Origin of the sequence: Salipiger sp. IMCC34102, from assembly GCF_004145405.1 — a bacterium.
In the GTDB taxonomy this organism is placed as follows: domain Bacteria; phylum Pseudomonadota; class Alphaproteobacteria; order Rhodobacterales; family Rhodobacteraceae; genus Loktanella.
Genome location: NZ_SELQ01000005.1, coordinates 177,834 through 199,299 on the forward strand (window position 1 = coordinate 177,834; position 21,466 = coordinate 199,299).

24 protein-coding genes are annotated in these 21,466 nt (G+C 67.9%); 16 read left to right on the forward strand and 8 right to left on the reverse strand.

The features are described 5' to 3' along the window. Window position 1 precedes the first annotated feature (1 nt). Complete coding sequence (locus tag EU805_RS12245) at window positions 2–670, forward strand: 1-acyl-sn-glycerol-3-phosphate acyltransferase (protein ID WP_129764265.1); 669 nt, start codon at window positions 2–4, stop codon at window positions 668–670. Next, window positions 667–1,608 carry a phosphatidate cytidylyltransferase gene (locus EU805_RS12250; RefSeq protein WP_129764266.1) on the forward strand — a complete coding sequence of 314 codons (942 nt, stop codon included), beginning with the start codon at window positions 667–669 and terminating at the stop codon, window positions 1,606–1,608. Before EU805_RS12245 ends, EU805_RS12250 begins: the two co-directional genes overlap by 4 nt. Here EU805_RS12250 and EU805_RS17700 read toward each other — a convergent pair. Then, window positions 1,605–2,354, reverse strand: coding sequence for a hypothetical protein (locus EU805_RS17700; protein ID WP_242494141.1), 750 nt, complete (start codon window positions 2,352–2,354; stop codon window positions 1,605–1,607). The genes EU805_RS12250 and EU805_RS17700 overlap by 4 nt on opposite strands. Before the next feature lie 189 nt (window positions 2,355–2,543). Here EU805_RS17700 and EU805_RS12260 point away from each other — a divergent pair, with 189 nt between their 5' ends. From EU805_RS12260 to EU805_RS12290, 7 genes are read left to right on the forward strand one after another with little or no spacing between them, the layout of a single operon-like run. Further along, on the forward strand, window positions 2,544–4,289 hold the full coding sequence (locus EU805_RS12260) for a type I secretion system permease/ATPase (RefSeq protein ID WP_129764354.1): 1,746 nt from the start codon (window positions 2,544–2,546) through the stop codon (window positions 4,287–4,289). Next, complete coding sequence (locus EU805_RS12265) at window positions 4,286–5,587, forward strand: HlyD family type I secretion periplasmic adaptor subunit (protein ID WP_129764267.1); 1,302 nt, start codon at window positions 4,286–4,288, stop codon at window positions 5,585–5,587. The genes EU805_RS12260 and EU805_RS12265 overlap by 4 nt, the downstream gene beginning before the upstream one ends. A gap of 55 nt (window positions 5,588–5,642) precedes the next feature. After that, window positions 5,643–6,104, forward strand: coding sequence for a RidA family protein (locus tag EU805_RS12270; RefSeq protein WP_129764268.1), 462 nt, complete (start codon window positions 5,643–5,645; stop codon window positions 6,102–6,104). Next, a complete protein-coding gene (locus EU805_RS12275; RefSeq protein WP_129764269.1) occupies window positions 6,101–6,853 on the forward strand; it encodes a glycerophosphodiester phosphodiesterase family protein in 753 nt (250 codons plus the stop codon). The genes EU805_RS12270 and EU805_RS12275 overlap by 4 nt, the downstream gene beginning before the upstream one ends. Window positions 6,854–6,884: 31 nt before the next feature. After that, complete coding sequence (locus EU805_RS12280; protein WP_129764270.1) at window positions 6,885–8,063, forward strand: GNAT family N-acetyltransferase; 1,179 nt, start codon at window positions 6,885–6,887, stop codon at window positions 8,061–8,063. After that, window positions 8,060–8,356 (forward strand): 4a-hydroxytetrahydrobiopterin dehydratase, encoded by a 297-nt coding sequence (locus EU805_RS12285; RefSeq protein WP_129764271.1) that lies wholly within the window; start codon window positions 8,060–8,062, stop codon window positions 8,354–8,356. Before EU805_RS12280 ends, EU805_RS12285 begins: the two co-directional genes overlap by 4 nt. 4 nt (window positions 8,357–8,360) lie before the next feature. Next, window positions 8,361–9,212 carry a mechanosensitive ion channel family protein gene (locus tag EU805_RS12290; protein ID WP_129764272.1) on the forward strand — a complete coding sequence of 284 codons (852 nt, stop codon included), beginning with the start codon at window positions 8,361–8,363 and terminating at the stop codon, window positions 9,210–9,212. Window positions 9,213–9,277: 65 nt separating this feature from the next. Here EU805_RS12290 and EU805_RS12295 read toward each other — a convergent pair whose 3' ends face one another. Continuing rightward, window positions 9,278–9,769, reverse strand: a complete 492-nt coding sequence (locus tag EU805_RS12295) for a peroxiredoxin (RefSeq protein WP_129764273.1) — start codon at window positions 9,767–9,769, stop codon at window positions 9,278–9,280. Between the two features lie 80 nt (window positions 9,770–9,849). Between EU805_RS12295 and EU805_RS12300 the strand changes: the two genes are divergently transcribed. The 3 genes from EU805_RS12300 to EU805_RS12310 are packed head-to-tail and all read left to right on the forward strand — an operon-like array spanning window position 9,850 to window position 12,247. Beyond that, on the forward strand, window positions 9,850–11,055 hold the full coding sequence (locus tag EU805_RS12300) for an NAD(P)/FAD-dependent oxidoreductase (protein WP_129764274.1): 1,206 nt from the start codon (window positions 9,850–9,852) through the stop codon (window positions 11,053–11,055). After that, window positions 11,052–11,606 carry a 16S rRNA (guanine(966)-N(2))-methyltransferase RsmD gene (rsmD, locus tag EU805_RS12305; RefSeq protein ID WP_129764275.1) on the forward strand — a complete coding sequence of 185 codons (555 nt, stop codon included), beginning with the start codon at window positions 11,052–11,054 and terminating at the stop codon, window positions 11,604–11,606. The genes EU805_RS12300 and rsmD overlap by 4 nt, the downstream gene beginning before the upstream one ends. Beyond that, window positions 11,603–12,247 (forward strand): HAD family phosphatase, encoded by a 645-nt coding sequence (locus EU805_RS12310; protein WP_129764276.1) that lies wholly within the window; start codon window positions 11,603–11,605, stop codon window positions 12,245–12,247. The genes rsmD and EU805_RS12310 overlap by 4 nt, the downstream gene beginning before the upstream one ends. A 125-nt stretch (window positions 12,248–12,372) precedes the next feature. Here EU805_RS12310 and map read toward each other — a convergent pair whose 3' ends face one another. Both map and sfsA read right to left on the reverse strand, forming a co-directional pair. Next, window positions 12,373–13,191 (reverse strand): type I methionyl aminopeptidase, encoded by an 819-nt coding sequence (map, locus tag EU805_RS12315; RefSeq protein WP_129764277.1) that lies wholly within the window; start codon window positions 13,189–13,191, stop codon window positions 12,373–12,375. After that, on the reverse strand, window positions 13,136–13,948 hold the full coding sequence (gene sfsA / locus EU805_RS12320; protein WP_129764278.1) for a DNA/RNA nuclease SfsA: 813 nt from the start codon (window positions 13,946–13,948) through the stop codon (window positions 13,136–13,138). Before sfsA ends, map begins: the two co-directional genes overlap by 56 nt. A 35-nt stretch (window positions 13,949–13,983) precedes the next feature. On the opposite strand from sfsA, the gene EU805_RS12325 reads away from it, so the two are divergent. From EU805_RS12325 to EU805_RS12340, 4 genes are read left to right on the forward strand one after another with little or no spacing between them, the layout of a single operon-like run. Continuing rightward, window positions 13,984–14,706 carry a molybdopterin-binding protein gene (locus tag EU805_RS12325; protein WP_129764279.1) on the forward strand — a complete coding sequence of 241 codons (723 nt, stop codon included), beginning with the start codon at window positions 13,984–13,986 and terminating at the stop codon, window positions 14,704–14,706. Between the two features lie 26 nt (window positions 14,707–14,732). After that, window positions 14,733–15,434: a GNAT family N-acetyltransferase gene (locus EU805_RS12330; protein ID WP_242494142.1), complete on the forward strand. Its 702-nt coding sequence runs from the start codon at window positions 14,733–14,735 to the stop codon at window positions 15,432–15,434. After that, complete coding sequence (locus EU805_RS12335; RefSeq protein WP_129764281.1) at window positions 15,431–15,997, forward strand: peroxidase-related enzyme; 567 nt, start codon at window positions 15,431–15,433, stop codon at window positions 15,995–15,997. Before EU805_RS12330 ends, EU805_RS12335 begins: the two co-directional genes overlap by 4 nt. Next, window positions 15,994–16,905: an OmpA family protein gene (locus EU805_RS12340; RefSeq protein ID WP_129764282.1), complete on the forward strand. Its 912-nt coding sequence runs from the start codon at window positions 15,994–15,996 to the stop codon at window positions 16,903–16,905. Before EU805_RS12335 ends, EU805_RS12340 begins: the two co-directional genes overlap by 4 nt. A gap of 109 nt (window positions 16,906–17,014) precedes the next feature. On the opposite strand, the gene EU805_RS12345 is transcribed toward EU805_RS12340, so the two are convergent. The 4 genes from EU805_RS12345 to EU805_RS12360 all read right to left on the reverse strand — a co-directional run bounded on the left by EU805_RS12345 (window position 17,015) and on the right by EU805_RS12360 (window position 21,453). Further along, window positions 17,015–17,920, reverse strand: a complete 906-nt coding sequence (locus EU805_RS12345; RefSeq protein WP_129764283.1) for a LysR family transcriptional regulator — start codon at window positions 17,918–17,920, stop codon at window positions 17,015–17,017. 195 nt (window positions 17,921–18,115) lie between these two features. Then, window positions 18,116–20,140 (reverse strand): NADPH-dependent 2,4-dienoyl-CoA reductase, encoded by a 2,025-nt coding sequence (locus tag EU805_RS12350; protein WP_129764284.1) that lies wholly within the window; start codon window positions 20,138–20,140, stop codon window positions 18,116–18,118. A 131-nt stretch (window positions 20,141–20,271) separates the two neighbouring features. Then, the gene (locus EU805_RS12355; protein WP_129764285.1) at window positions 20,272–20,670 is read right to left on the reverse strand and encodes a hypothetical protein; all 399 of its coding nucleotides are present in this window, start codon (window positions 20,668–20,670) and stop codon (window positions 20,272–20,274) included. Window positions 20,671–20,685: 15 nt separating this feature from the next. Beyond that, window positions 20,686–21,453 (reverse strand): DUF6478 family protein, encoded by a 768-nt coding sequence (locus tag EU805_RS12360; protein ID WP_129764286.1) that lies wholly within the window; start codon window positions 21,451–21,453, stop codon window positions 20,686–20,688. Window positions 21,454–21,466: the final 13 nt, after the last annotated feature.

Consider the following 21,466-nt stretch of genomic DNA (forward strand, 5'->3'; position numbering starts at 1 on the left):
CATGTCACGTCTGACCGCGTCACGTCTGACCGCCCTGCCCCGCAAGTTCGCCGCCGCCGTCGCGGGCCAGGCGTTGCGGCTCTTCGCGCTCTTCGTGACCGCGGCCCGGGCCGAGTGGAAAGGTATCACCCCCGAACCCGGTCTGCGGGTCTATTACGCCAACCACACCAGCAACGGCGATCTGCCGATGATCTGGGCGGTGCTGCCCACGGCCCTGCGCCGCCAGACCCGTCCCGTGGCCGCGGCGGACTATTGGCTGACCTCGCCATTGCGGGCGTTTTGCGGGCGCGACATCTTCAACGCCGTGCTGATCGACCGCAGGCCGGAGGTCGACGACAAGCCGATGGAGAAGATCCTCGCCGCCCTCGACGACGGGTCGTCGCTGATCCTCTTTCCCGAAGGCAACCGCAACATGACCGAGGATCCCCTGCTGCCCTTCAAGTCCGGGCTCTACAACATCGCTGCGGCTCGCCCGCAGGTCGAGCTGGTGCCGACCTGGATCGCCAATCTCAACGCCATCATGCCCAAGGGCGAGGTCATTCCCCTGCCGCTGATCTGCACCGTCACCTTCGGCACGCCCGTTCATTTGCACGAGGGCGAGGACCGCAAGGCCTTCCTCGCGCGCGCGGCGACGGCCCTTTCGGACCTCGCACCGGAGCGGCGCGCATGACCGAGACGACCGCCAATGTGGCGCTGCTGGCGCTGGGGGTCTGCGCGATCCTGGTGGCGCTGACCATCCTGGGCGAGGTGCTGCGCGCCCGCCAGCCCGCGGGACGCGCGAACCCGGTGCTCGACACCTACCAGACCCGGGTGGAGAGCTGGTGGGTCATCGTCGTGCTGGTCTCGCTGGCCTTGCTGGCCGGACGCGCGGGCGCCGTGATCCTGTCGCTCTTCGCGTCCTTCGCGGCCCTGCGGGAGTTCCTGACGCTGACCACCAAGACACGGGCGGATCACCTGTCGCTGGCGCTGGCCTTCTTCGCGGTCCTTCCGGTGCAGTACCTTTTCGTCTGGCTGGGCTGGACCGGGGCCTTCACCGTCTTCATCCCGGTCTACGCCTTCCTGCTCCTGCCCGTCGTCTCTGCCCTGCGGGGGGAGTCGCGGCGCTTTCTCGTGCGCGTGGCCGAAACCCAGTGGGCGCTGATGATCTGCGTCTATTGCCTGTCCCACGTACCCGCCTTGCTGACCCTGCGGATCGAGGACGCGGACGACGGCCCGGTGCTGCTGATCGCGTTCCTCTTCCTCACCGTCCAGTTCGGGGACCTGCTGGACTACTTCTTCGGCCGCCGCATCGGACGCCACAAGATCGCACCCGACCTGTCGCCCAAGACGCGCGAGGGCATGGCCTGCGGCATCGCCTGTGCCGCGCTGATCGGGGCCGGGCTGCACTGGATCACGCCCTTCTGCCTGTTCGGGGCGGCGGCGATGGCGGCGCTGATCTCGGCCGCGGGCATGATGGGGCACCTCGTCTTCGCCGCGATCAAGCGTGACAAGGGCGTGCGCGACTGGTCCCACCTGATCCCCGGCCAGGGCGGCGTCATGGACCAGCTCGATTCCGTCATGTTCGCGGCCCCCGTGTTCTACCACGTGACGCGGCTGATCTGGGGCTAACCGCCGATTCCGGTCTCTTCGCCTCCGGTGTCGCCGGAGGGAACATCGTCCGTATTGGCGTCGGCGTCGGGGCTGGCCGCGGTACCTGCGGGCGCGTCCGACGCCTCCTCCTCGTCGACGGGCGTGTCTTCACTGGTCGTGGAAGCCGCGTCATCGTCGGCGGAAACGTTATCCAAATCCAAGGAGGCGGCAGGGGGCGCGTTCTCACCTGACGTGGTCGGCGCCTCCTCGGCATTCGAGGAGGGATCCTCCGCATCAGGCGAGACGTCCGCCGTATCGGTCCCCCCATCGTCACCGGCGGCAGCCTCGACCTCGATGGAGCCGTCCTCGGTGGCGGACGCCTCCTCGATATCTGCCGCGGGGGGATCCGCCTCTGCGGTGGTCCGGGGCGGCGGCGCGTCGGGATCGGGGCAGCGGTCGTAGACGAAGGCATAGCCGTTCCAGACCATGATGATCCCGTCGTCCTGCGCCTTGTCCATCACCATGGCGCGTTCGGTGAAGATCTCGTCCTCGCCCGAGCACTGCATGGTGTACAAAAGGGCATCCATGTCGATCACGTTTACCGGGTCGGACATCCGGCATTCCGCGCCGACCCCGTAGAAGATGTCGTCCTCGATCCGCACGGCACCACCATCCACGCCAACGAGGCCGCATTCGCTGTTGGCGGCTTGCTTGTAGGTCCCGTCGTAGGGTCCGGCGAAGGCGGGCGTCACTAGCATGGCTAGGGCAAAAGCGGTTCGGGTCATCGTCAATCCTCCTGCCCGGTGTTCTAGGATGCGGGCGGGGGAATGTCACGCGGGCGGCGGGGCCCGTGTCCGATGGGGCGCGTTCACCGGTTTTATCCCAAATTTACGAAAAATTCAGGTGATCGGGCGATGACGGGCCGCTACACCACGCCAGGACGCGGGGATGACGGCGACGAGCGGGGAACGGACATGTCGGTGAGCGACCAGATGCGACGCGAAGGACTGGCCGAACTGGTGGCCGTGCGCCGCGAGGGTCGCGTGCTTTACTGGGCGGTCGGAATTTTCAGCTTCTTCGTGAACATGCTGATGCTGACCGGCCCGCTCTACATGCTCAACGTCTACGACCGCGTGCTGGGCTCGCGCAGCTACGAGACGCTGATCGCGCTGACGGTTCTGGTGGCGTTCCTCTACGGGATGATGGGGATCCTGGATTACGTGCGGGGCCGCGTCATGGGCCGGTTAGGCGCGCGGTTCCAGGCCCGGCTGGACCGCCGCGTCTTCGGCGCGGTGCTGCAGGCCAGCACGCTCAACCGCGCCCCGGCGGAGGCGAAGACCGGCATGCGCGACCTGGAATCGGTGCAGCGGCTCATCACCTCGCCCGCGCTGATGTCGCTGTTCGACCTGCCGTGGACGCCGCTGTTCTTCCTGGGGATCTTCATCTTCCACCCCTACCTCGGCATCCTCGCGGTCTGCGGCGGGCTGGTGCTGATCGTGGTCGCGGTGTTCAACCAGATCACCTCGCGCAAGCCGCTGGAGGTGGCGAACGCCGCCTCCTTCCACGCGGAGACGCTGGGCGGCCAGATCCGCTCGGAGGCCGAGATGGTGCACGCCATGGGCATGCGTGGTGCGAGCTTCGATCGCTGGCAGATCGCGCGCGGCCAGTCGCTCGACGCCACGATCGGGGCGGCGGACACGTCGGGCACCTACACGGCGATGACCAAGACGTTCCGGCTGTTCCTGCAATCGGCGATGCTGGGCCTCGGGGCCTACCTGGTGCTGCAGGGGCAGTTGACGCCGGGGGCGATGATCGCGGGGTCGATCCTGATGGGCCGCGCGCTGGCGCCGGTCGAGCAGATCGTGGGCCAATGGGCCGTCTTCCAGCGCGGCCGCGAAGGCTGGCGCAACCTTGCCACCCTTCTGGGCAGCATCCCGGCCGAGGCCCGGCGCACCGAACTGCCCGCCCCCCGCGCCCGCATCGTGGCCGACCAGGTGACGGTGGTCCCGCCGGGGGAGACCCAGGCCTCGCTGCGGATGATAAGCTTCGAGGTGGCACCCGGTCAGGCGGTCGGCGTGATCGGCACCTCCGGCGCGGGCAAGTCGACGCTGGCGCGTGCGCTGACCGGGGTCTGGCGGCCCGCGGGCGGCAAGATCCGGCTCGATGGCGCGGCACTGGATCAATACGATCCCGACACGCTGGGGCGCTACGTGGGCTACCTGCCGCAGCGGGTGCAGCTTTTCGAGGGCACCATCGCCGAGAACATCGCCCGCATGTCCCTGCAGCCCGAAGATGCCGCCGTGGTCCGCGCCGCGCGGAAGGCCGCCGCGCACGAGATGATCCTCAAGCTGCCGGACGGTTACGACACGAAGATCACCGCCAGCGGCGGCCGCCTGTCGGGAGGGCAGATCCAGCGGATCGGGCTGGCCCGCGCGATGTACGGCGATCCGGTCGTGCTGGTGCTGGACGAGCCGAACAGCAACCTCGACAACGACGGATCCACGGCGCTCAATGCCGCGATCAAGGTGGCGAAATCCGAAGGGCGGGCCGTGTTCATCATGGCCCACCGCCCCGCCGCCATCCAGGAATGCGACCTGCTGCTTGTGATCGAGAACGGCACCCGTCGCGCCTTTGGACCGAAGGAGGACGTGATGAACGAAGTCGTCAGGAACGCGGGCCAGATCAGCGCCGCCACCGGTCGCGCGGCAGGCGTGCAATGACCGGCGACGTCCCCTCGCGCTGGTCGGCGTCCAGGCCGCTTCTCGTCGGGGTGCTGGCGCTCGTGGTGCTCGTCGGCGGCTTCGGCGCCTGGGCTGTCTTCGCCAACATCAGCGGCGCGGTCATCACCTCGGGCCAGATAGAGGTGGATCAGAACCGGCAGGTGATCCAGCATCCCGACGGCGGAGTCGTGGACCGGATCCTGGTGGGCGAAGGTGACGAAGTCGCTGCGGGCGATCTGCTGATCATGCTGGACCGGGACGAACTGGCGAGCGAGCTGGCCATCGTCGAAGGGCAGCTCTTCGAGATTCTCGCCCGCCGCGCGCGGCTCGAAGCCGAACGCGACGGGGCCGAGACGCTGAACTTCGATCCCCTGCTGGAGGCCGGCGGCGCGGATGCGGCGGACCTGATGGACGGCCAGCAGCGCCTGTTCGAGGCGCGCAACGAAACCATCCAGCGCAACACCGAACAACTGACCCAGCAGCGCAACCAAATCGCCAAGCAGGTCGAAGGGTTCGACGCCCAGCAAGCCGCCTTGACAGCACAGAAGGCCCTGATCGAACAGGAGCTGACCGACCAGCAAAGCCTGCTCGACCGGGGACTTGCCCAAGCCAGCCGCGTCCTTGCCCTGCAGCGCGAGGAGGCGAACATGCAAGGCAGCGTGGGCAGCCTGACCGCCCAGGCCGCCCAGGCGGCCGAGCGCATGACCGAGATCGACATCCAGATCCTGGGCCTGACCTCCACCCGCCGGGAAGAGGCGATTACCCGGCTGCGCGATCTGCAATACACCGCGCTGGAACTGGCCGAACGCCGCCGCACCCTGACGCAGCGGCTGGACCGGCTGGACATCCGCGCCCCCGTCTCGGGCGTCATCTACGGGTTGGAGGTCTTCGCCCCCCGCTCGGTCATCCAGCCGGCGGAACCGTTGATGTACCTCGTCCCGCAGGACAGGCCGCTGGTGATCACCACGCAGGTGCAGGTCACGGACGTGGACCAGATCTTCGTGGGTCAGGACGTGGTGGTGCGTTTCTCCGCCTTCGATCAGCGCCGCACACCGGAACTTTTCGGCACCGTCACCCAGATCTCCGCCGATGCTTTCCGCAACGAGCAGACCGGCGTCTCCTATTACCGTGCTGAGGTGCGGTTGAACGACGGCGAGATCGAGAAGATGCCCCAGGACATGATCCTGATCCCCGGCATGCCGGTCGAGGCCTACGTGCGCACCGCCGAACGCACGCCGATGGCCTACCTCGTCAAGCCGCTGTCGGATTATTTCGCAAGGGCATTCCGCGAGTCCTGATTGCCCTTCCGCGCCCGCGTGGCTAGCCTGCGGGCGAACTGCAAGGAGCCGCGCGATGAGCCGCATCGAAGACAAACTGGCCGAGCTGGGAGAGACCCTGCCCGACGCCCCCGCCCCGGCCGCGAACTACGCGCCTTACGTCGTCACGGGCCAGACCGTCTACGTCTCGGGCCAGATCAGCCAGGGGCCGCAGGGCAACCTGCTGGGCAAGCTGGGAGAGACCGCGACGATCGAGGATGGCGCCGCGGCCGCCCGCGCCTGCGCGCTGTCGATCCTGGCCCAGGTGAAGGCGGCGGCGGGCGGCGATCTCGACCGGCTGGCGCGGGTCGTGAAGCTGACCGGCTTCGTGAACTCGACCTCGGGCTTCACCGATCAGCCCAAGGTGATCAACGGCGCCTCCGACTTCCTGGTCGAGGTGCTGGGCGACAAGGGCCGTCACGCACGCTCTGCCGTTTCGGCGGCCAGCTTGCCGCTGGGGGTGATGGTCGAAATCGAAGCGATCGTCGAACTTTCGTGACCCTGCCCGCGAGCTTTCTCGACCGCCCGATCGCGCACCGCGCCCTTCACGACAGCGCCGCAGGGCGGGTGGAGAATTCGCGCGCTTCGATCGAAGCCGCGGTCGCGGCGGGCTACGGGATCGAGATCGACCTGCAATGCGCCTCTGACGGGGTGCCGATGGTGTTTCACGACTACGACCTGCGCCGCCTGACGATCGAGATGGGGCCCCTCGCCCAGCGCAGCAGCGCGCAACTGGCGCAGATCCCGCTGATGGGTGACAGGGGCGGCATCCCGACGCTGGAAGAGGTGCTGACCCTCGTCGCGGGCCGCGTGCCGCTCTTGCTGGAGATCAAGGACCAGGACGGTGCGCTGGGTCCCGCGACCGGCCCCATGGGCAAGACGATCGCCGCCCTGCTGGACCGCTACGATGGCGACGTGGCGGTGATGTCGTTCAATCCAAACCACGTCGCCGAGATGGCCCGGCTGGCCCCCGAGGTGGCCCGCGGGTTGACGACCTGCGCCTTTGCACCCGGGGATTGGCCCGGCATCCCGCGCCCCACCCTGGAACGCCTGCGGCAGGTGCCGGACTACGGCCACCTGGGCGCCTGCTTCGTCAGCCACGACCGCGAGGATCTGGACGCGCCGGTGATCGCGGATCTCAAGAGCCAGGGTGCCAAGGTGCTGACCTGGACGATCAAGAGCGCCGAGCAGGAAACGCAGGCGCGCAAAGTGGCGGACAACATCACGTTCGAGGGATACCCGGCTTGACGCGCGAGCCTCGCCGCCCACCTCAAGGCGCATGACCGAAACCGCCATCGAACTGACCGCCCACCCCAGCCTCGACGGCATCGCCGAAAGCGACTGGGACGCCTGCGCCTGTCCGGGCGACGGCCCGCCGGTCGACCCCTTCACGACATACCGCTTCCTCAAGGCGCTTGAGGATTCGGGCTCCGTCGGGGGGCGATCGGGCTGGCAGCCGCGCTACCTGGTGGCCCGCGCGGACGACCAGGTGATCGCCTGCGCGCCGCTCTACGCCAAGGGGCACAGCCAGGGCGAATACATCTTCGATTTCAACTGGGCCCACGCCTACGAGAACGCGGGCGGGCGCTACTATCCCAAGCTGCAGATCGCCGTCCCCTTCACCCCGGCCACGGGCCGCCGTTTCCTCACCCGCCCGGGGTTCGAGGAGGTCGGCATCTCGGCCCTCGTGCAGGGCGCCGTCCAGATCGCGGCGGACAATGACCTCAGTTCCGTGCACGCGACCTTCTGCACCGAGGAGGAAGCCGCGGCGGGAGAAGAGCTTGGCCTTCTGCGCCGGACGGGGCAGCAGTTCCACTGGCTCAACGATGCCTATGCGGACTTCGACGGGTTCCTCGCCGACCTTTCCAGCCGCAAGCGCAAGAACATCCGCAAGGAACGTGCGCAGGCCCAAGCCTTCGGTGGAGAGATCGTCCAACTGACCGGCGACGACATCAGGCCGCACCACTGGGATGCCTTCTGGCAGTTCTACCAGGACACCGGCAACCGCAAGTGGGGCACACCTTACCTGACGCGCGCCTTCTTCGACCGCGCGCAGGAGAGCTTGCGCGACGACATGCTGCTGGTACTGGCCCTGGACGGTGCGCGTCCCGTGGCCGGCGCGCTGAACTTCATCGGGCGCGACACGCTTTACGGCCGCTACTGGGGCAGCGTCGAGTATCACCCCAGCCTGCATTTCGAGCTATGCTACTACCAGGCCATCGACTTCGCGATCGCCCGTGGCCTCGACCGGGTCGAGGCGGGCGCGCAAGGAGAGCACAAGCTCGCCCGCGGTTACCTGCCCACGCCCGTCCATTCGTTGCACTGGATCGGCGATCCGAATTTCCGCGACGCCATCGCCCGTTACCTGGCCCAGGAAGCCCGCGCCGTGGACGAGGAGATCGAGGTGCTCACCGCCTACGGCCCCTTCCGGCGCGACCACAGAGAGGAACAGCAATGACCGACCTTCTGACCGGAGACGACCGCGATCACGCCCTCACCGAACTGACAACGTCTGGCTGGCGCCAAGTCGAGGACCGCGACGCGATCCGCAAGACGTTCACCTTCAAGAACTTCGTCGAGGCCTTCGGGTTCATGACCCGTGCCGCGATCCATGCCGAGAAGATGAACCACCACCCCGAATGGTCCAACGTCTACAAGACGGTCGAGGTGACCTTGACGACCCATGACGTGGATGGTTTGAGCGCGCTCGACGTGAAACTGGCGAAGATACTGGACCGACTGGCGGACTGATGAGATGGAAAACCTGCTGACCCAACCGATCATGAACGGCAAATCCCTCGCGGATCTGCTGACGCTGGAATTCCTGGTCTCGATCCTGGGCAACGTGCTGGCCGCGATCGTGATCCTGTTCCTGGGCTTCGTGATCGCGGGATGGGTCGGTCGCCGGATCGAGAGTGTCGGGCAGAAGAACGTCCACCTCGACGAGACGCTCTTCGGGTTCCTGGGCAATATCGTCCGCTACATCATCATCGGCTTCTCCCTCCTCTTCGTTCTGAACACCTTCGGGGTGCAGACGACGAGTGTCGTGGCCGTCATCGGTGCCGCGGGTCTGGCCATCGGCCTGGCCTTGCAGGGCACCTTGTCGAACGTCGCGGCGGGGGTCATGATCGTCTTCTTCCGCCCCATCAAGCTGGGCGATTTCGTCGACATCGGCGGGTCGATGGGCACCGTGAAGGCGATCAACCTCAACTACATCGAACTGGCCAGCATCGGCAATTTCCAGATCATCGTCCCCAACTCCGAAGTCTGGGGCAACACGATCACCAATTACTCGGTCTACCCCCAGCGCCGGGCCGAATGGACCTTCGGCGTGGCCTATGGCGCGGACCTCGACCTGGCGCACCGGACGATCATCGACACAATTATGGCCGACGAACGCTCCCTGGCCGAGCCGGAGCCCTTCATCCAGGTCAACAACCTGAACGCCAGTTCGGTGGATTTCCTGGTGCGGGTCTGGTGCGAGCGCGCCGAATTCTTCCAGTACCAGGCCGACATGACCCGCAAGGTCAAGGTGGCGCTGGACCAGGCGGGGGTCGAGATCCCATTCCCCACGCGCACCGTCGTCAACGTCAGCGACGGCGACTGAACCGGCACGGGCCGTCCCGCCGGGCCCCTGCCCGGCGCGATTGCCGGGCCATGCGCCCGCACGGACTAGTCTAGCCGGGCCAGCAGCGCCTCACCGCCGGAGATGTCGCATTCGCCCCCCGCGGGCTCTTCGTTCAGGATCGTCACCACGCCGTCCTCGATTAGCGCCGCATAGCGCTTCGAGCGGTCGATGAACCCGCGTTCGGGGACGCTGAAGTCCATGCCGACCGCCTTGGTGAAGGCGGCCTGCGTGTCGGCCACCATGGTGATACCCGCGTCGCTGGCGCCGGTCGATGCGCCCCATGCGGCCATCACGAAGGGATCGTTCACCGAAAGGCACAGGATCTGGTCCACGCCCTTGTCGGCGAAGGCCTTTGCGGTGCGGATGAAACTGGGGACATGGGCGGTGGTGCAGGTGCCCGTGTAGGCCCCGGGCAGGGCGAAAAGCACCACCTTGCGCCCTTTCAGCAGGTCTTGCAGCTGCACCTGTTCGGGGCCGTCGCCACCCATGATCAGGACGGTTGCATCGGGCAGGGTCTGGCCGGTCTGGAGTGGCATCGCATCGGTCCTTTGATTGCGCTTTGGTCTGGCCCCGATATACAACGGATTGTTAAGGGATGTAACGAAGGGTTGGAGACATGCGCAAGATTGTTGTCGTGGGCGGCGGACAGGCGGGCTCCGCCCTGATTGCCAAACTGGTGTCCGAAGGGGCCGAGGCGCAGATTACGCTCCTCTGCGCCGAACCGCGTCTGCCCTACCAGCGCCCGCCCCTTTCCAAGGCCTACCTGCTGGGAGAGATGGAGGAAGCCCGGCTCTATTTCCGGCCCGCGGAGTGGTACGATCAGCACGGTATCGACGTGCGGCTGGGCGCCCGGGCGGAGGCGATCGACCCGGTCGCCAGGACCGTCACTTTGGAGGGGGAAGCGATCGCCTACGACGATCTGGTGCTGACCACCGGCGCGCATCCGCGCACGCTCCCCGCCTCGATCGGGGGGACGCTCGACGGGGTGTTCGCGGTGCGCGATCTGGATGATGCCGACCGGATGGGACCCGCCTTCGCGAAGGGCGCGCGCGCGTTGATCATCGGGGGTGGCTACATCGGGCTGGAGGCCGCCGCCGTCGCCGCCAAGCGCGGCGTGCAGGTCACGCTGGTCGAAGCCGCCGATCGCATCCTGCAACGCGTCGCAGCCCCCGAGACCTCGGATTTCTTCCGTGATCTGCACAAGGGCCACGGCGTCGACATCCGCGAAGGCGTGGGCCTCGAGAAGTTGACCGGCACCGACCGCGTGACGGGGGCGGTCCTTTCCGACGGCAGCACGCTGGACATCGACTTCGCCGTCGTCGGCGTGGGCATCGCGCCCGCCACCGCGCTCGCCGAAGGGGCGGGCCTTTCGATCGACAACGGGATCGCGGCGGATGCCCACGGGCGCACCTCGGACCCGCACATCTGGGCCGCCGGGGATTGTGCCTCCACGCCGCTGGGCGACGCGCGGGTGCGTATCGAAAGCGTTGGCAACGCCATCGACCAGGCCGAGATCGTGGCCCAGAACCTGCTTGGCCGCGACGTGACCTACCAGCCTAAGCCCTGGTTCTGGTCCGACCAGTTCGACGTGAAGCTTCAGATCGCGGGGCTGAACACCGGCTACACCGCCGTTCACGTCCGCGAGGTCGGCGGCGCGCGCTCGCACTGGTATTACCGGGGCGACGATCTCATCGCCATCGACAGCCTGTCGGACACCCGGGGCTACATGGTGGGCAAGCGCCTGATCGAGGCGGGCAAGAGCCCCGCACCGCAGGTCGTCACCGACCCCGAGACCGACCTCAAGGCGCTCTTGCGCGCGTGAGGATCGTCGGCGGCGCACAGCGGGGGGTGAAGCTGGCCGAGGTCGGGGCAGGCGATACCGCGGCCCATCTGCGCCCGACTTCGGACCGGGTGCGGGAAAGCCTGTTCAACGTGCTCGCGGGCGGCCGCTTCGGCGATCCCGTGACCGGCGCGCGGGTGCTGGATCTTTTTGCCGGGACCGGCGCGCTGGGGCTCGAGGCGCTGTCGCGCGGGGCGGCGCACGCCAGCTTCGTCGACAGCGGAAGCACGGCCCTGTCGCTGATCGCGGCGAACATCGCCAAGCTTCGGCGGGAGGGAAACACGACCGTCCTGCCGGTCGAGGTTGATGCAATTCCGCCCGGCCGGCCCTGTTCGCTGATCTTCCTCGACCCGCCCTACGGCCAGCGGCTGGGCGCCGCCGCGCTCGCCTGGGCCCGCGCACAAGGCTGGATCGCGCCCGGCGCCCTGATCGTCTGGGAGGAAAACGCCCCCCAGATCGCCCCGCCGGGCTACGCCCGCCGCGACACGCGCGCCTTCGGAGAGACCCACCTCACCTTCCTGGAGGCGCTATGACCGATCTCGTAATCTTCGACTGCGACGGCGTGCTGGTCGACACCGAACCCACCACCGACCGTATCCTGTCGGCCAACCTGGGCCGCCACGGGCTGCACATCGACCCCGCCGAAGTGCACGCGCTTTTCGCCGGCGGCACCATGCAAAGCGTCGGGGTGGAGGCCACGCGCCGTGGTGCTGCCTTGCCCCACGACTGGCTGGACGGGATCTACGCCGAAGTGCTGACCGCCCTGCGCGAAGGCGTCGAGGTCATTCCCGGCGTGATTGACCTGATCGACCGGCTGGAGGCCGCGGGCATCGCCATCGCCATCGCGTCGAACGGATCGCTCGACAAGATGCAGGTCAGTCTCGCGCCTTCGGGGCTTCTGGACCGCTTTGCGGGCCGGATTTACTCGGGCCACGATTTCCCGCCGAAACCGGGCCCCGCGATGTTGCACCACGCGATGGAAATGGCCGGGACGGACGCCGCCAGTACGGTCTTCATCGATGACATGCCCGCGGGCTGGAAGGCCGCGGCGGCCGCCGATGTCCGCTGCTACGCCTACCTCGGCGACGGCGATCCCGCCCGGGCAAAGGGCTATTCCGCGAAACCGATCACAGACATGGCTCAGGTGGCGCGAGACCTCGGCCTGGCGCATTGACCTTATGGCGGGGCGCGATCCGCCTTCATCTGGCCCGATAAACTCCCGCCGGAGGCTTGGGCGCGCGCAGCGCGCTCAAATCGGTCGCGCGCTTGCCCTCGCAGGGGTCGGAAGCGTCGTCCCGCTCACTCCACCATCGTCGGATGGAACCGGTCGGCGGGGGAGAGCGTGAAGATTTCCGCCCCTTGCGCGGTGATCCCGATGGAATGCTCGAACTGGGCGGAGAGCGACTTGTCGCGGGTCACGGCAGTCCAGTCGTCGGACAGGATCTTGGTCTCGGGCCGGCCGAGGTTGATCATCGGCTCGATGGTGAAGAACATGCCTTCCTCCAGCACCGGACCGGTGCCCGCGCGGCCGTAGTGCAGCACGTTGGGGGGCGCGTGGAAGACGCGACCAAGGCCATGGCCGCAAAAGTCCCGCACGACGGACATGCGCTGTCCTTCGGCGTAGGTCTGGATCGCGTGGCCGATGTCGCCGAAGGTGTTGCCGGGGCGCGCGGCCTCGATCCCCTTCATCAGGCTGTCGTGGGTGACCTGCACCAGACGCTCGGCCTTGCGGGACATCTTGCCGGCCCAATACATCCGGCTCGAGTCGCCGAACCATCCGTCCACGATCACGGTGACGTCGATGTTGAGGATATCGCCATCCTTCAGCACCTTGTCACCCGGAATCCCGTGGCAGACCACGTGGTTCACGCTGATGCAGGAGGCATGCTGGTAGCCCCGGTAGCCGATCGTGGCCGAGGTAGCGCCCGCCGCCTCCACCCACTGGGTGATCAAGTCATCGAGCTTGCCGGTGGTCTGTCCCGGCACGACGTGCGGCGCGATGTCGTCGAGGATCTGCGCGGCCAGGCGGCCCGCCTTCTCCATGCCCGCGAAATCGGAGGGCTCATACAGGCGAATCCCGTCCTTGGTCACGTTCTGGCTTTGGGTCTGGGTCTTCACGGTCGGCCTCGAAGGTTGCTTGTCTGCCACATAGGACAAAAGCCTCGCCTTCGCCACCCCGTCGGCCGACCGGCACGGGGCCGGTCGCGCGGATGCCGCCGGGATCCATCGCGGTGCCGAGCGCCAAGACCTCGACCCCCGCGGCGCGGGCCGCGTCGAAGGCGGCCCCGTAGGTGGGATCGATGTCCCGGGCCACGTCGAAACGGGTGCAGTCGCTGCGGTTCACCAAGAACAGCACCATCGCGCGGTCGCCCGCCGCTACGCGGTCTGCTAGGTCCGCCATGTGCCGCGCCCCGCGGGCGGTGACGGTGTCGGGGAACTCGGCCAGGCCCGGCACGCGAGAGACGGTGGCACTCTTGACCTCCAGCCACAGGTCCGGGCCGTCGCCGCTCAGCAGGAAATCGATCCGGCTGGCCTTGGCATAGCGCACCTCGCTTCGGACGGTCGTATATCGCTCCAGCCCCGGGACGGCGCCCGCCCGCAGGGCCTCGCCCACCACACGGTTGGCCTGTGCCGTATCGACGCAGACGAAACCGCCCGGCACCTCGGCCAGACGCCAGGCGTAGCCCAGCTTGCGCCGGGGATCGTCGTTGGGCTCCAGCCAGACGCGCAGGCCCGGCGCGTTCAGGCCGGTCATCTTGCCCGGGTTCGCCACATGGGCCGTCACCTCCGCCCCGTCGTCCAGTGTGGCGTCGCACAGGAAACGCTTGTAGCGGTGGATGAGCGTGGCGGGGATCAAGGGCGTGGCAAACTCCATGCGCGCCGCTATACCCAACCCAAACGGAGATGACGATGACCAACCCAACCGCCGCCATGCTCGTGATCGGGGACGAGATCCTCTCGGGCCGCACCCGCGACAGTAACATGAACCACCTGGCCAAGGCGCTGACCGAGGCGGGCATCGACCTGCGCGAGGCCCGCATGATCGGCGACGATCACGACACGATCGTTCGCGCGGTCCGCGACCTGTCGGGCGCCCACGATCACCTGTTCACCTCCGGCGGGATCGGCCCGACCCATGACGACATCACCGCCGATGCGGTGGCCGCCGCCTGCGACACGCCCATCGGCGTGCGCGACGATGCCCGGGCGATCCTGCAGGCGCATTACGACCGCGCGGGCACGACCCTGAACGAAGCGCGCCTTCGGATGACCCGCATTCCCGAAAGCGCCACGCTCATCGACAACCCCGTCAGCGCCGCGCCGGGGTTCACCTTGCGCAACATCCACGTCATGGCAGGCGTGCCGTCGGTGTTCGAGGCGATGGTGCAAAGCGTCGTGTCGACCCTCGCCCACGGCGCGCCGCTGCGGTCCGAAAGCTGGCCGGTCTTCCGCGGCGAAGGTGACGTGGCCGAACCCCTGTCGCAGGTGGCACAGGACTTTCCCGACCTCTCGGTCGGCAGCTACCCGTTCCAGCGCGACGGGCGATACGGCACGAACCTCGTGGTGCGCGGTCGCGACGGCGCGCGGGTCGAGGACGCCATGGCCCGCCTGCGCGACCTCTTTCCCGCGTGAGCGCAGCCGGGACAGACTGGGGTGCAGTGATCGCGGCCACCTGGCCCGCCGCCGAGACGCAACAACTTGGCCCCTGGAGGATCCGGCGTGGGCTGGGCGGCGGCAACCGGGTCAGCGCCGCAAGTGCCCATGCCCCCGTTACGCCGGACGATCTATCGCAGGCGGCGGACGCCATGCGCGCCCTGCAGCAGGAGGTCGTCTTCTCCATCCTGCCCGGCGATCCCGGCGCGGACGAAGTCCTGGCGAACGCAGGCTACGTTGTTCGCGACGAGACGATCGTCTACGCCTGTCCGACGCAGGCCCTGCTCTACCCGGCCCCGCCACCGGTGACGGCCTTCACCGTCTGGCCACCGCTTGCGCTTCAGCGCAGGATCTGGGCCGAGGGCGGCATCGGCCCGGCGCGATTGGCGGTGATGGACCGCGTGACGGGCGAGAAGACGACGATCCTGGGCCGCATCGACGACCGGCCGGCCGGCACGCTCTTCGTCGCACGACACGGCTCCGTCGCCATGCTGCACGCGTTGGAGATCGCACCGGACCATCGCCGCAAGGGCCTGGCCCGGCATCTGACCCGTGCTGCGGCGGCCTGGGCGCAAGGGGCCGGGGCGCAGACGTTCTCGCTTCTGACCACGGTCGCGAACGACGGCGCACGCGCGCTCTACGAGGGGCTCGGCATGCGCGAGGTCGGGCGCTATCATTACCGCGTCAAACCGCAGGAGCCGTCATGACCGACCAGCCCACCGCCCTCGATCTGCCGATGGTCGATCCCCTGCCAGCCGCGACGCGAAAATACTTCGACGTCTGCCAGGACAAGCTGGGGATGGTGCCCAACGTGCTGCGCGCCTACGCCTTCGATATCGACAAGCTGAACGCCTTCACGGTGCTCTACAACGATCTGATGCTGGCGGATTCTGAGTTGAGCAAGCTCGAGCGCGAGATGATCGCCGTGGTCGTCTCTTCGGTGAACAAGTGCTTCTATTGCCTGACCGCGCACGGGGCGGCGGTCCGGCAGCTGTCTGGCGATCCGGCTCTGGGAGAGGCGCTGGTGATGAACTGGCGCGCGGCCCGGCTGGATGCCCGGCAGACCGCGATGCTGGATTTCGCCGAACGACTGACGGAGGCGCCCGCGAAGATGGACGACACGCACCGCGAAGCCCTGCGTGCGGCGGGGTTCAGCGACCGGGCGATCTGGGACATCGCCAGCGTCGCCGCCTTCTTCAACATGACGAACCGCGTGGCCTCCGCCACCGAGATGGCGCCCAACCCCGAGTATCACGCACAGGCGCGATGAAGACGGCGGCCCTGCTTCTTCTAACGCTCTGGCCCGCGGCCCTTTCAGCGCAGGCGCTGTCGCTGCCCGGAAACGCGGAGCGCACCTTGAGCCGCACGGTCGAACAGGCCAGCTACGCCCTGCCGGTCGGCCCTTGGTCGGAAGGGGCCGTGCCGACCCGCCCGCTTTCGGGCGCGCAATCGGTGGAGGTCTGGCAAATCCCGGCGCGCGCGCTCGACCCCGGCGTGATCTTGGCCAGCCTGCGCGATCAACTGCTGGACCAGGGGTTCGAGGTCCTGCTCGACTGCGCGGCAACGGGCTGCGGCGGTTTCGACTTCCGCTTCGCGATCCCCGTGGAGCCGCCGCCCGACATGCTGGTCGACCTCGGGGCCTATCGCTTCCTCTCCGCCCGGAAGGGGGAGGCCGCGGTTTCCCTGCTGGTCAGCCGGACGCCGCAGGGGGGCTACGTCCAGATCACGCGGATCGCGCCGGACCCCGACGCGCTGCCCGGGGCGGCGCCCGACGCGCCTGCCTTGCGCGCGCCGGTTCCGGGTGACCTTGCCACGGCGCTCGAGGTTTCGGGTCATGCGATCCTCGACGGCGTGGATTTCCAAACCGGCGTCACGGCCCTGACGGGCGAACCCATTCCTTCCCTGCAGGCGCTTGCGGCCTATCTTGACGCCAATCCCGACCTTGCGGTCAGCATCGTCGGCCACACCGATGCCCAAGGCGCGCTGGAGGGGAACATCGCCCTCAGCCGGCAACGGGCGGGCGCGGTGGTCGAACGTTTGGTCACCGGTTACGGCGTGCCACGCGCGCAGCTGACGGCGGCGGGCATGGGCTATCTTTCGCCCGTCGCCAGCAACCTGACCGATGACGGCCGTACCGCCAACCGGCGGGTGGAGGCGATGGTGACGGGGCGGCGCTGACCGCGAACGGATCGAGGGCCGCCGCCCGTGGCAGGCGCGGACTCCGGATCGTAACACGCGCCGATCCCGCCGGTCGCTCTAAGCGCCCGGACCGGCATCGGTCGGTCCCCTACCAGGCGTCGGGGCCCTTTTCGGCAAAGGCGTTGACCAGGAAATCGATGAAGGCGCGCACCTTGGGCTGGGTGAAACGCCCCGGCGGATAGACCGCGTAGATGCCTTGCGTTTCGACAGGCAGATCGGGAATCGCTTCCTCGACGAGCCCCTTGGCCATCGCATCGGCGTAGAGAAAGCTCGGCAGGTAGGCGATCCCCAGCCCGCCCACGCAGGCGTTCAGCAAGGACTGCCCATCGTTCACCGTCAGCCATCCCGCGGTGCGCACCTGGCGTTTCTCGCCCGACGGCGCGGTCAGCTTCCAGACCGCGGAATTTGCGGCGTTGGAATAATGCAAGAGCTTGTGTTCGTTCAGATCGTCGATCCTCTGGGGGCGACCGTATTGCTCGAAGTAGGCGGGCGAGGCGATCATCCGGCGGGAGGTTTCGGTCAGCTTGCGCGCCCGCAGGGTGCTGTCCTCGAGTTCCCCAATGCGGATCGCCATGTCGAACCCTTCGGAGATCAACTCCACGTAGCGGTTGTTGAGGACCATGTTCACGGTGATGTCGCCGAACTCGGCCAGAAAATCGCCCAACACCGGGGACAGGTGATTGACGCCGAAATCCGTGGCGACGCTGATCCGCAGCAGACCCGACGGCGCCGATTGCATCGAGGTGACCAGCGCATCGGCCTCGCCCGCGTCGTTCAGGACGCGCCGGGCGCGGTCGTAGTAGGCCAACCCGATCTCGGTCGGAGAGACGCGGCGGGTCGTCCGGTTCAGAAGACGCGCACCAAGCCGCGCTTCGAGCGAGGAGACATGCTTCGAGACAGCAGACTTCGAGATCCCCAACTTCTTGGCGGCGTCGGTAAAACCGCCCTGGTCCACGACCGTGGCAAAGGCTTCCATTTCGGTAAGGCGATCCATGTCGGGGTCCTGATCCAGTTCATACGTTGCCCACCGTGATGGCGATCAAATCAGGCACGATTGGGACGCTTGCCTGACAATTGAGGGATAGAACAAGGACTGGGGACCAGATCGAAACAACGGGGCAGCAGGCGGAAAGAGGTTCGGCCGCCTGCGGCCCCGACAGGCAAGGCCGCATGCGCGGCGCTCGGGCTTCTACAGCGTGGCCGCGAGCCGCGTGCCCTGGTCGATGGCGCGCTTTGCGTCGAGTTCCGCCGCAACGTCCGCACCGCCGATGACGTGACACGGGGTGCCCTGGGCCGTCAGCGCCTCGGTCAGCGCGGTCTCGGGCACCTGGCCCGCGCAAAGCACCACCGTGTCGACGGCGATGCAGGTGGGATTTTCACGCGCCTCGCCGTAGCTGATATGCAAACCGTCGGCGTCGATCCGTTCGTAGTTGACGCCGCCGATCATCTCGACCGCCTTCATCTGCAGGCCCGCGCGGTGGATCCAGCCGGTGGTCTTGCCCAGGCCCCGGCCCAGCTTCTGCGCCTTGCGCTGCAAAAGCGTGACGTCGCGCACGGCGGGGTGCGGTCGCGGCCCCTCGGGGGCGAGGCCACCGCGATGCGCCTCGGGATCGGTGACGCCCCATTCGATCATCCATTCGGGCAGATCGTCGGTATGGGCCTTCTCTGTCACCAATGTCTCGGCCACGTCGAAGCCGATACCGCCCGCACCGATCACCGCGACACGGTCCCCGACCCGGGCCTTGCCGCGCAGCACGTCGATGTAGGACAGCACGTTCGGCCCGTCCTGCCCGGGGATCTGCGGATCGCGGGGCAGCACGCCGGTGGCGACGATCACCTCGTCGAAACCGGCGAGGTCCCCGGCGGAGGCGTGGGTGTTCAGCCGCACGTCGATCCCCGCAGCCTGCACCGCCGCGCGGTACCAGTCGACGAGGCCCCAGAACTCTTCCTTGCCGGGCACCTGCTTGGCCATGTTGAGCTGGCCACCGATCTCGTCCTGCGCATCGAAGAGTGTCACCGCGTGGCCCCGTTCGGCACAGGTCAGCGCCGCCGAGAGGCCAGCCGGACCGGCCCCCACGACGGCGATGGACTTGCGCGCCTCGGCCGGGGTCACGACCAGCTCCGTCTCGTGGCAGGCGCGCGGGTTCACCAGGCACGACGACAGCTTGCCGCCGAAGGTATGGTCGAGGCAGGCCTGGTTGCAGGCGATGCAGGGCGCGATCAGCGCCGCCTGCCCGGCCTGCGCCTTGGCCACGAAATCGGGATCGGCCAGGAACGGCCGCGCCATCGAAACCATGTCGGCGCAGCCCTCGGCCAGCACCTCTTCGGCGACCTGGGGCGTGTTGATCCGGTTCGAGGTGATGATCGGTATGCCGACCTGGCCCATCAGCTTCCTGGTGACCCAGGCGAAGGCGCGCCGCGGGACGGAGGTCGCGATGGTGGGCACCCGCGCCTCGTGCCAGCCGATCCCGGTGTTCAGGATCGACGCACCCGCCGACTCGATCGCCTTTGCCAATTGCACGACCTCCTCGAAGGTCGATCCGTCGGGGACGAGGTCGATCATCGACAGCCGATAGATCACGATGAAATCGGGCCCCACCGCCGCGCGGATGCGAGAGACGACCTCGACCGGCAGGCGCATCCGGTTTTCGTAAGGCCCGCCCCAACGGTCGGTCCGGTGGTTGGTGTGACGCACGAGGAACTGGTTGAGGAAGTAGCCCTCGGATCCCATGACCTCGACCCCGTCGTAGCCCGCTTCGCGCGCACGGGTGGCGGCGGTGACCATGTCGGTGATCTGTTTCTCGATGCCCGCTTCATCCAGCTCGCGCGGCGGGAAGGGGCTGATCGGGGACTTGATGGCCGATGGGGCCACGCAATCCTTGGAATAGGCATAGCGGCCCGCATGCAGGATCTGCATGGCGATCTTGCCGCCGGCGTCGTGCACGCGGTCGGTCACGATGCGGTGGTTGGCGATATCCTCGGCGCTGTAGAGCCCCGCGGCCCCCGGAAACACGCCGCCTTCGGGATTGGGCGCCATGCCGCCGGTCACCATCAGGCCCACCCCGCCGCGCGCACGGGTGGCGTAGAACTCCGCGACGCGGTTCCAGTCGCGCGTCTCTTCGAGTCCGGTGTGCATCGACCCCATCAGGACGCGGTTCTTCAGCGTCGTGTGGCCCAGGTCGAGCGGCGAGAGAAGATGCGGGTAGTCGGTCATGGCTGTCCTCCGGTTGGCGCCATCCTGCCTTGTCCCGCGACCGGCGTCATCCCCAACGCGGCGTCAGGATCGAAGGCACCCACCATGCCCATGGGGCCGCGCGCGGCAGCAGCGATACGGGATCGGGTGGATCAGGCCTCGTCCGACGGACGGGCCTCGGTTGCGCCGGTCTCGACGCAGTGACGGCGGAAGGCGCGTTTGAGCATGTCCAACTCGCCGCGCAGCAGGTCGATCTCGGCCCGGATGTCATCCGCGAGGGGTGCGCCGCAGACGACAGAGATGGTGGCGAGCGTGGTTCCGTCGTCCGCCGTGGTGATCACGAAGGTCTGCACGCCATCGGACAGACGGTCTGCGGGGATCTCGACTTGGACGCGGAAGATACCTTCGCCCTCTGCGGTCACCACGGGGGCACCCAAGCGCTCCGCGTCAAGCAGCAAGTCGAGCGTCGGCGCCTCCCCCGCGACACCCGAAAGGCAGCCGATCCAGACACCTTGAGAGAAGGTCGTTTTCGTCAGGGTCAAGCGGGTCATGGGGCCGTGTCCTGTTCAGATTTCCGCACGCGGGTAGCGGCAGAGGGTAATGTCGCGCAGGGTGATCTGGTTCATCGAGGCCCCTTCGAAGATCAAGTCGACCCAGGCGGATTCGACGCGTTTTTCGTTCATGTCCGTATAAGCCAGGTCGAACTCGACGACGACCTCTCCGTTCGGGTCGGGGATCTCGCGGAGCATCTTCTCGGTGTTGGGCCCGTGCTTGACGTTGAGCCGGGCAAAGACCTCGGCCCTGCGTTCGAGTTCGAGCTTCAGGGCCACGCGCACGATGTGGCGCTGCTGCAGCCCCTCGCAGGCGTCCTGCGGCAGGTCGAGCACGAGGCTGAGGAAGGTCCCATCGAAGTGAAAGACCTCCAGTCGCAGGCCGAAGGGGGCCTGATCCCGGGCGTGAAGGTTGCGCATCTGGCGCAGGGAAACCTCGGAGGTGCCGCCGTCGTGGAACAACGTCAGCCCTTCGCCCATCGGCGTCCGTTGCTCGACACTTGCCGCCCCGCGATGCGCGATGGGCCCCTTCCAGGCCTCGGGCCGCCAGGACCAGTCGGTGCCGCCCGGCAGGTCCATGCGGTCGCCGCCCTTGCGCGGATCGACGAGACGCGCCTGTGCCCGATGCTGGAAGTCCGACAAGGCCGCCTGAAGGGCCGCCGCCTCGCCGCGCTGGACCTCCAACGCGTCGATTGGCGTCCGGTCCGCACGCTCGGCCGCCCGCTGCCAGTGGCGCAAGGCCCGCCCGGCAAGGGATCGTCCAAGAGAGGTGAAGGCAAGCACGGGCGTTCCGGTC

Bases quoted from the DNA above. Each gene is read 5' to 3' on its own strand.
- EU805_RS12245 (WP_129764265.1), top strand. From the start codon at position 2: ATGTCACGTCTGACCGCGTCACGTCTGACCGCCCTGCCCCGCAAGTTC.
- EU805_RS12250 (WP_129764266.1), top strand. From the start codon at position 667: ATGACCGAGACGACCGCCAATGTGGCGCTGCTGGCGCTGGGGGTCTGC.
- EU805_RS17700 (WP_242494141.1), bottom strand. From the start codon at position 2,354: ATGACCCGAACCGCTTTTGCCCTAGCCATGCTAGTGACGCCCGCCTTC.
- EU805_RS12260 (WP_129764354.1), top strand. From the start codon at position 2,544: ATGTCGGTGAGCGACCAGATGCGACGCGAAGGACTGGCCGAACTGGTG.
- EU805_RS12265 (WP_129764267.1), top strand. From the start codon at position 4,286: ATGACCGGCGACGTCCCCTCGCGCTGGTCGGCGTCCAGGCCGCTTCTC.
- EU805_RS12270 (WP_129764268.1), top strand. From the start codon at position 5,643: ATGAGCCGCATCGAAGACAAACTGGCCGAGCTGGGAGAGACCCTGCCC.
- EU805_RS12280 (WP_129764270.1), top strand. From the start codon at position 6,885: ATGACCGAAACCGCCATCGAACTGACCGCCCACCCCAGCCTCGACGGC.
- EU805_RS12285 (WP_129764271.1), top strand. From the start codon at position 8,060: ATGACCGACCTTCTGACCGGAGACGACCGCGATCACGCCCTCACCGAA.
- EU805_RS12290 (WP_129764272.1), top strand. From the start codon at position 8,361: ATGGAAAACCTGCTGACCCAACCGATCATGAACGGCAAATCCCTCGCG.
- EU805_RS12295 (WP_129764273.1), bottom strand. From the start codon at position 9,769: ATGCCACTCCAGACCGGCCAGACCCTGCCCGATGCAACCGTCCTGATC.
- EU805_RS12300 (WP_129764274.1), top strand. From the start codon at position 9,850: ATGCGCAAGATTGTTGTCGTGGGCGGCGGACAGGCGGGCTCCGCCCTG.
- EU805_RS12310 (WP_129764276.1), top strand. From the start codon at position 11,603: ATGACCGATCTCGTAATCTTCGACTGCGACGGCGTGCTGGTCGACACC.
- sfsA (WP_129764278.1), bottom strand. From the start codon at position 13,948: ATGGAGTTTGCCACGCCCTTGATCCCCGCCACGCTCATCCACCGCTAC.
- EU805_RS12325 (WP_129764279.1), top strand. From the start codon at position 13,984: ATGACCAACCCAACCGCCGCCATGCTCGTGATCGGGGACGAGATCCTC.
- EU805_RS12335 (WP_129764281.1), top strand. From the start codon at position 15,431: ATGACCGACCAGCCCACCGCCCTCGATCTGCCGATGGTCGATCCCCTG.
- EU805_RS12340 (WP_129764282.1), top strand. From the start codon at position 15,994: ATGAAGACGGCGGCCCTGCTTCTTCTAACGCTCTGGCCCGCGGCCCTT.
- EU805_RS12345 (WP_129764283.1), bottom strand. From the start codon at position 17,920: ATGGATCGCCTTACCGAAATGGAAGCCTTTGCCACGGTCGTGGACCAG.
- EU805_RS12350 (WP_129764284.1), bottom strand. From the start codon at position 20,140: ATGACCGACTACCCGCATCTTCTCTCGCCGCTCGACCTGGGCCACACG.
- EU805_RS12355 (WP_129764285.1), bottom strand. From the start codon at position 20,670: ATGACCCGCTTGACCCTGACGAAAACGACCTTCTCTCAAGGTGTCTGG.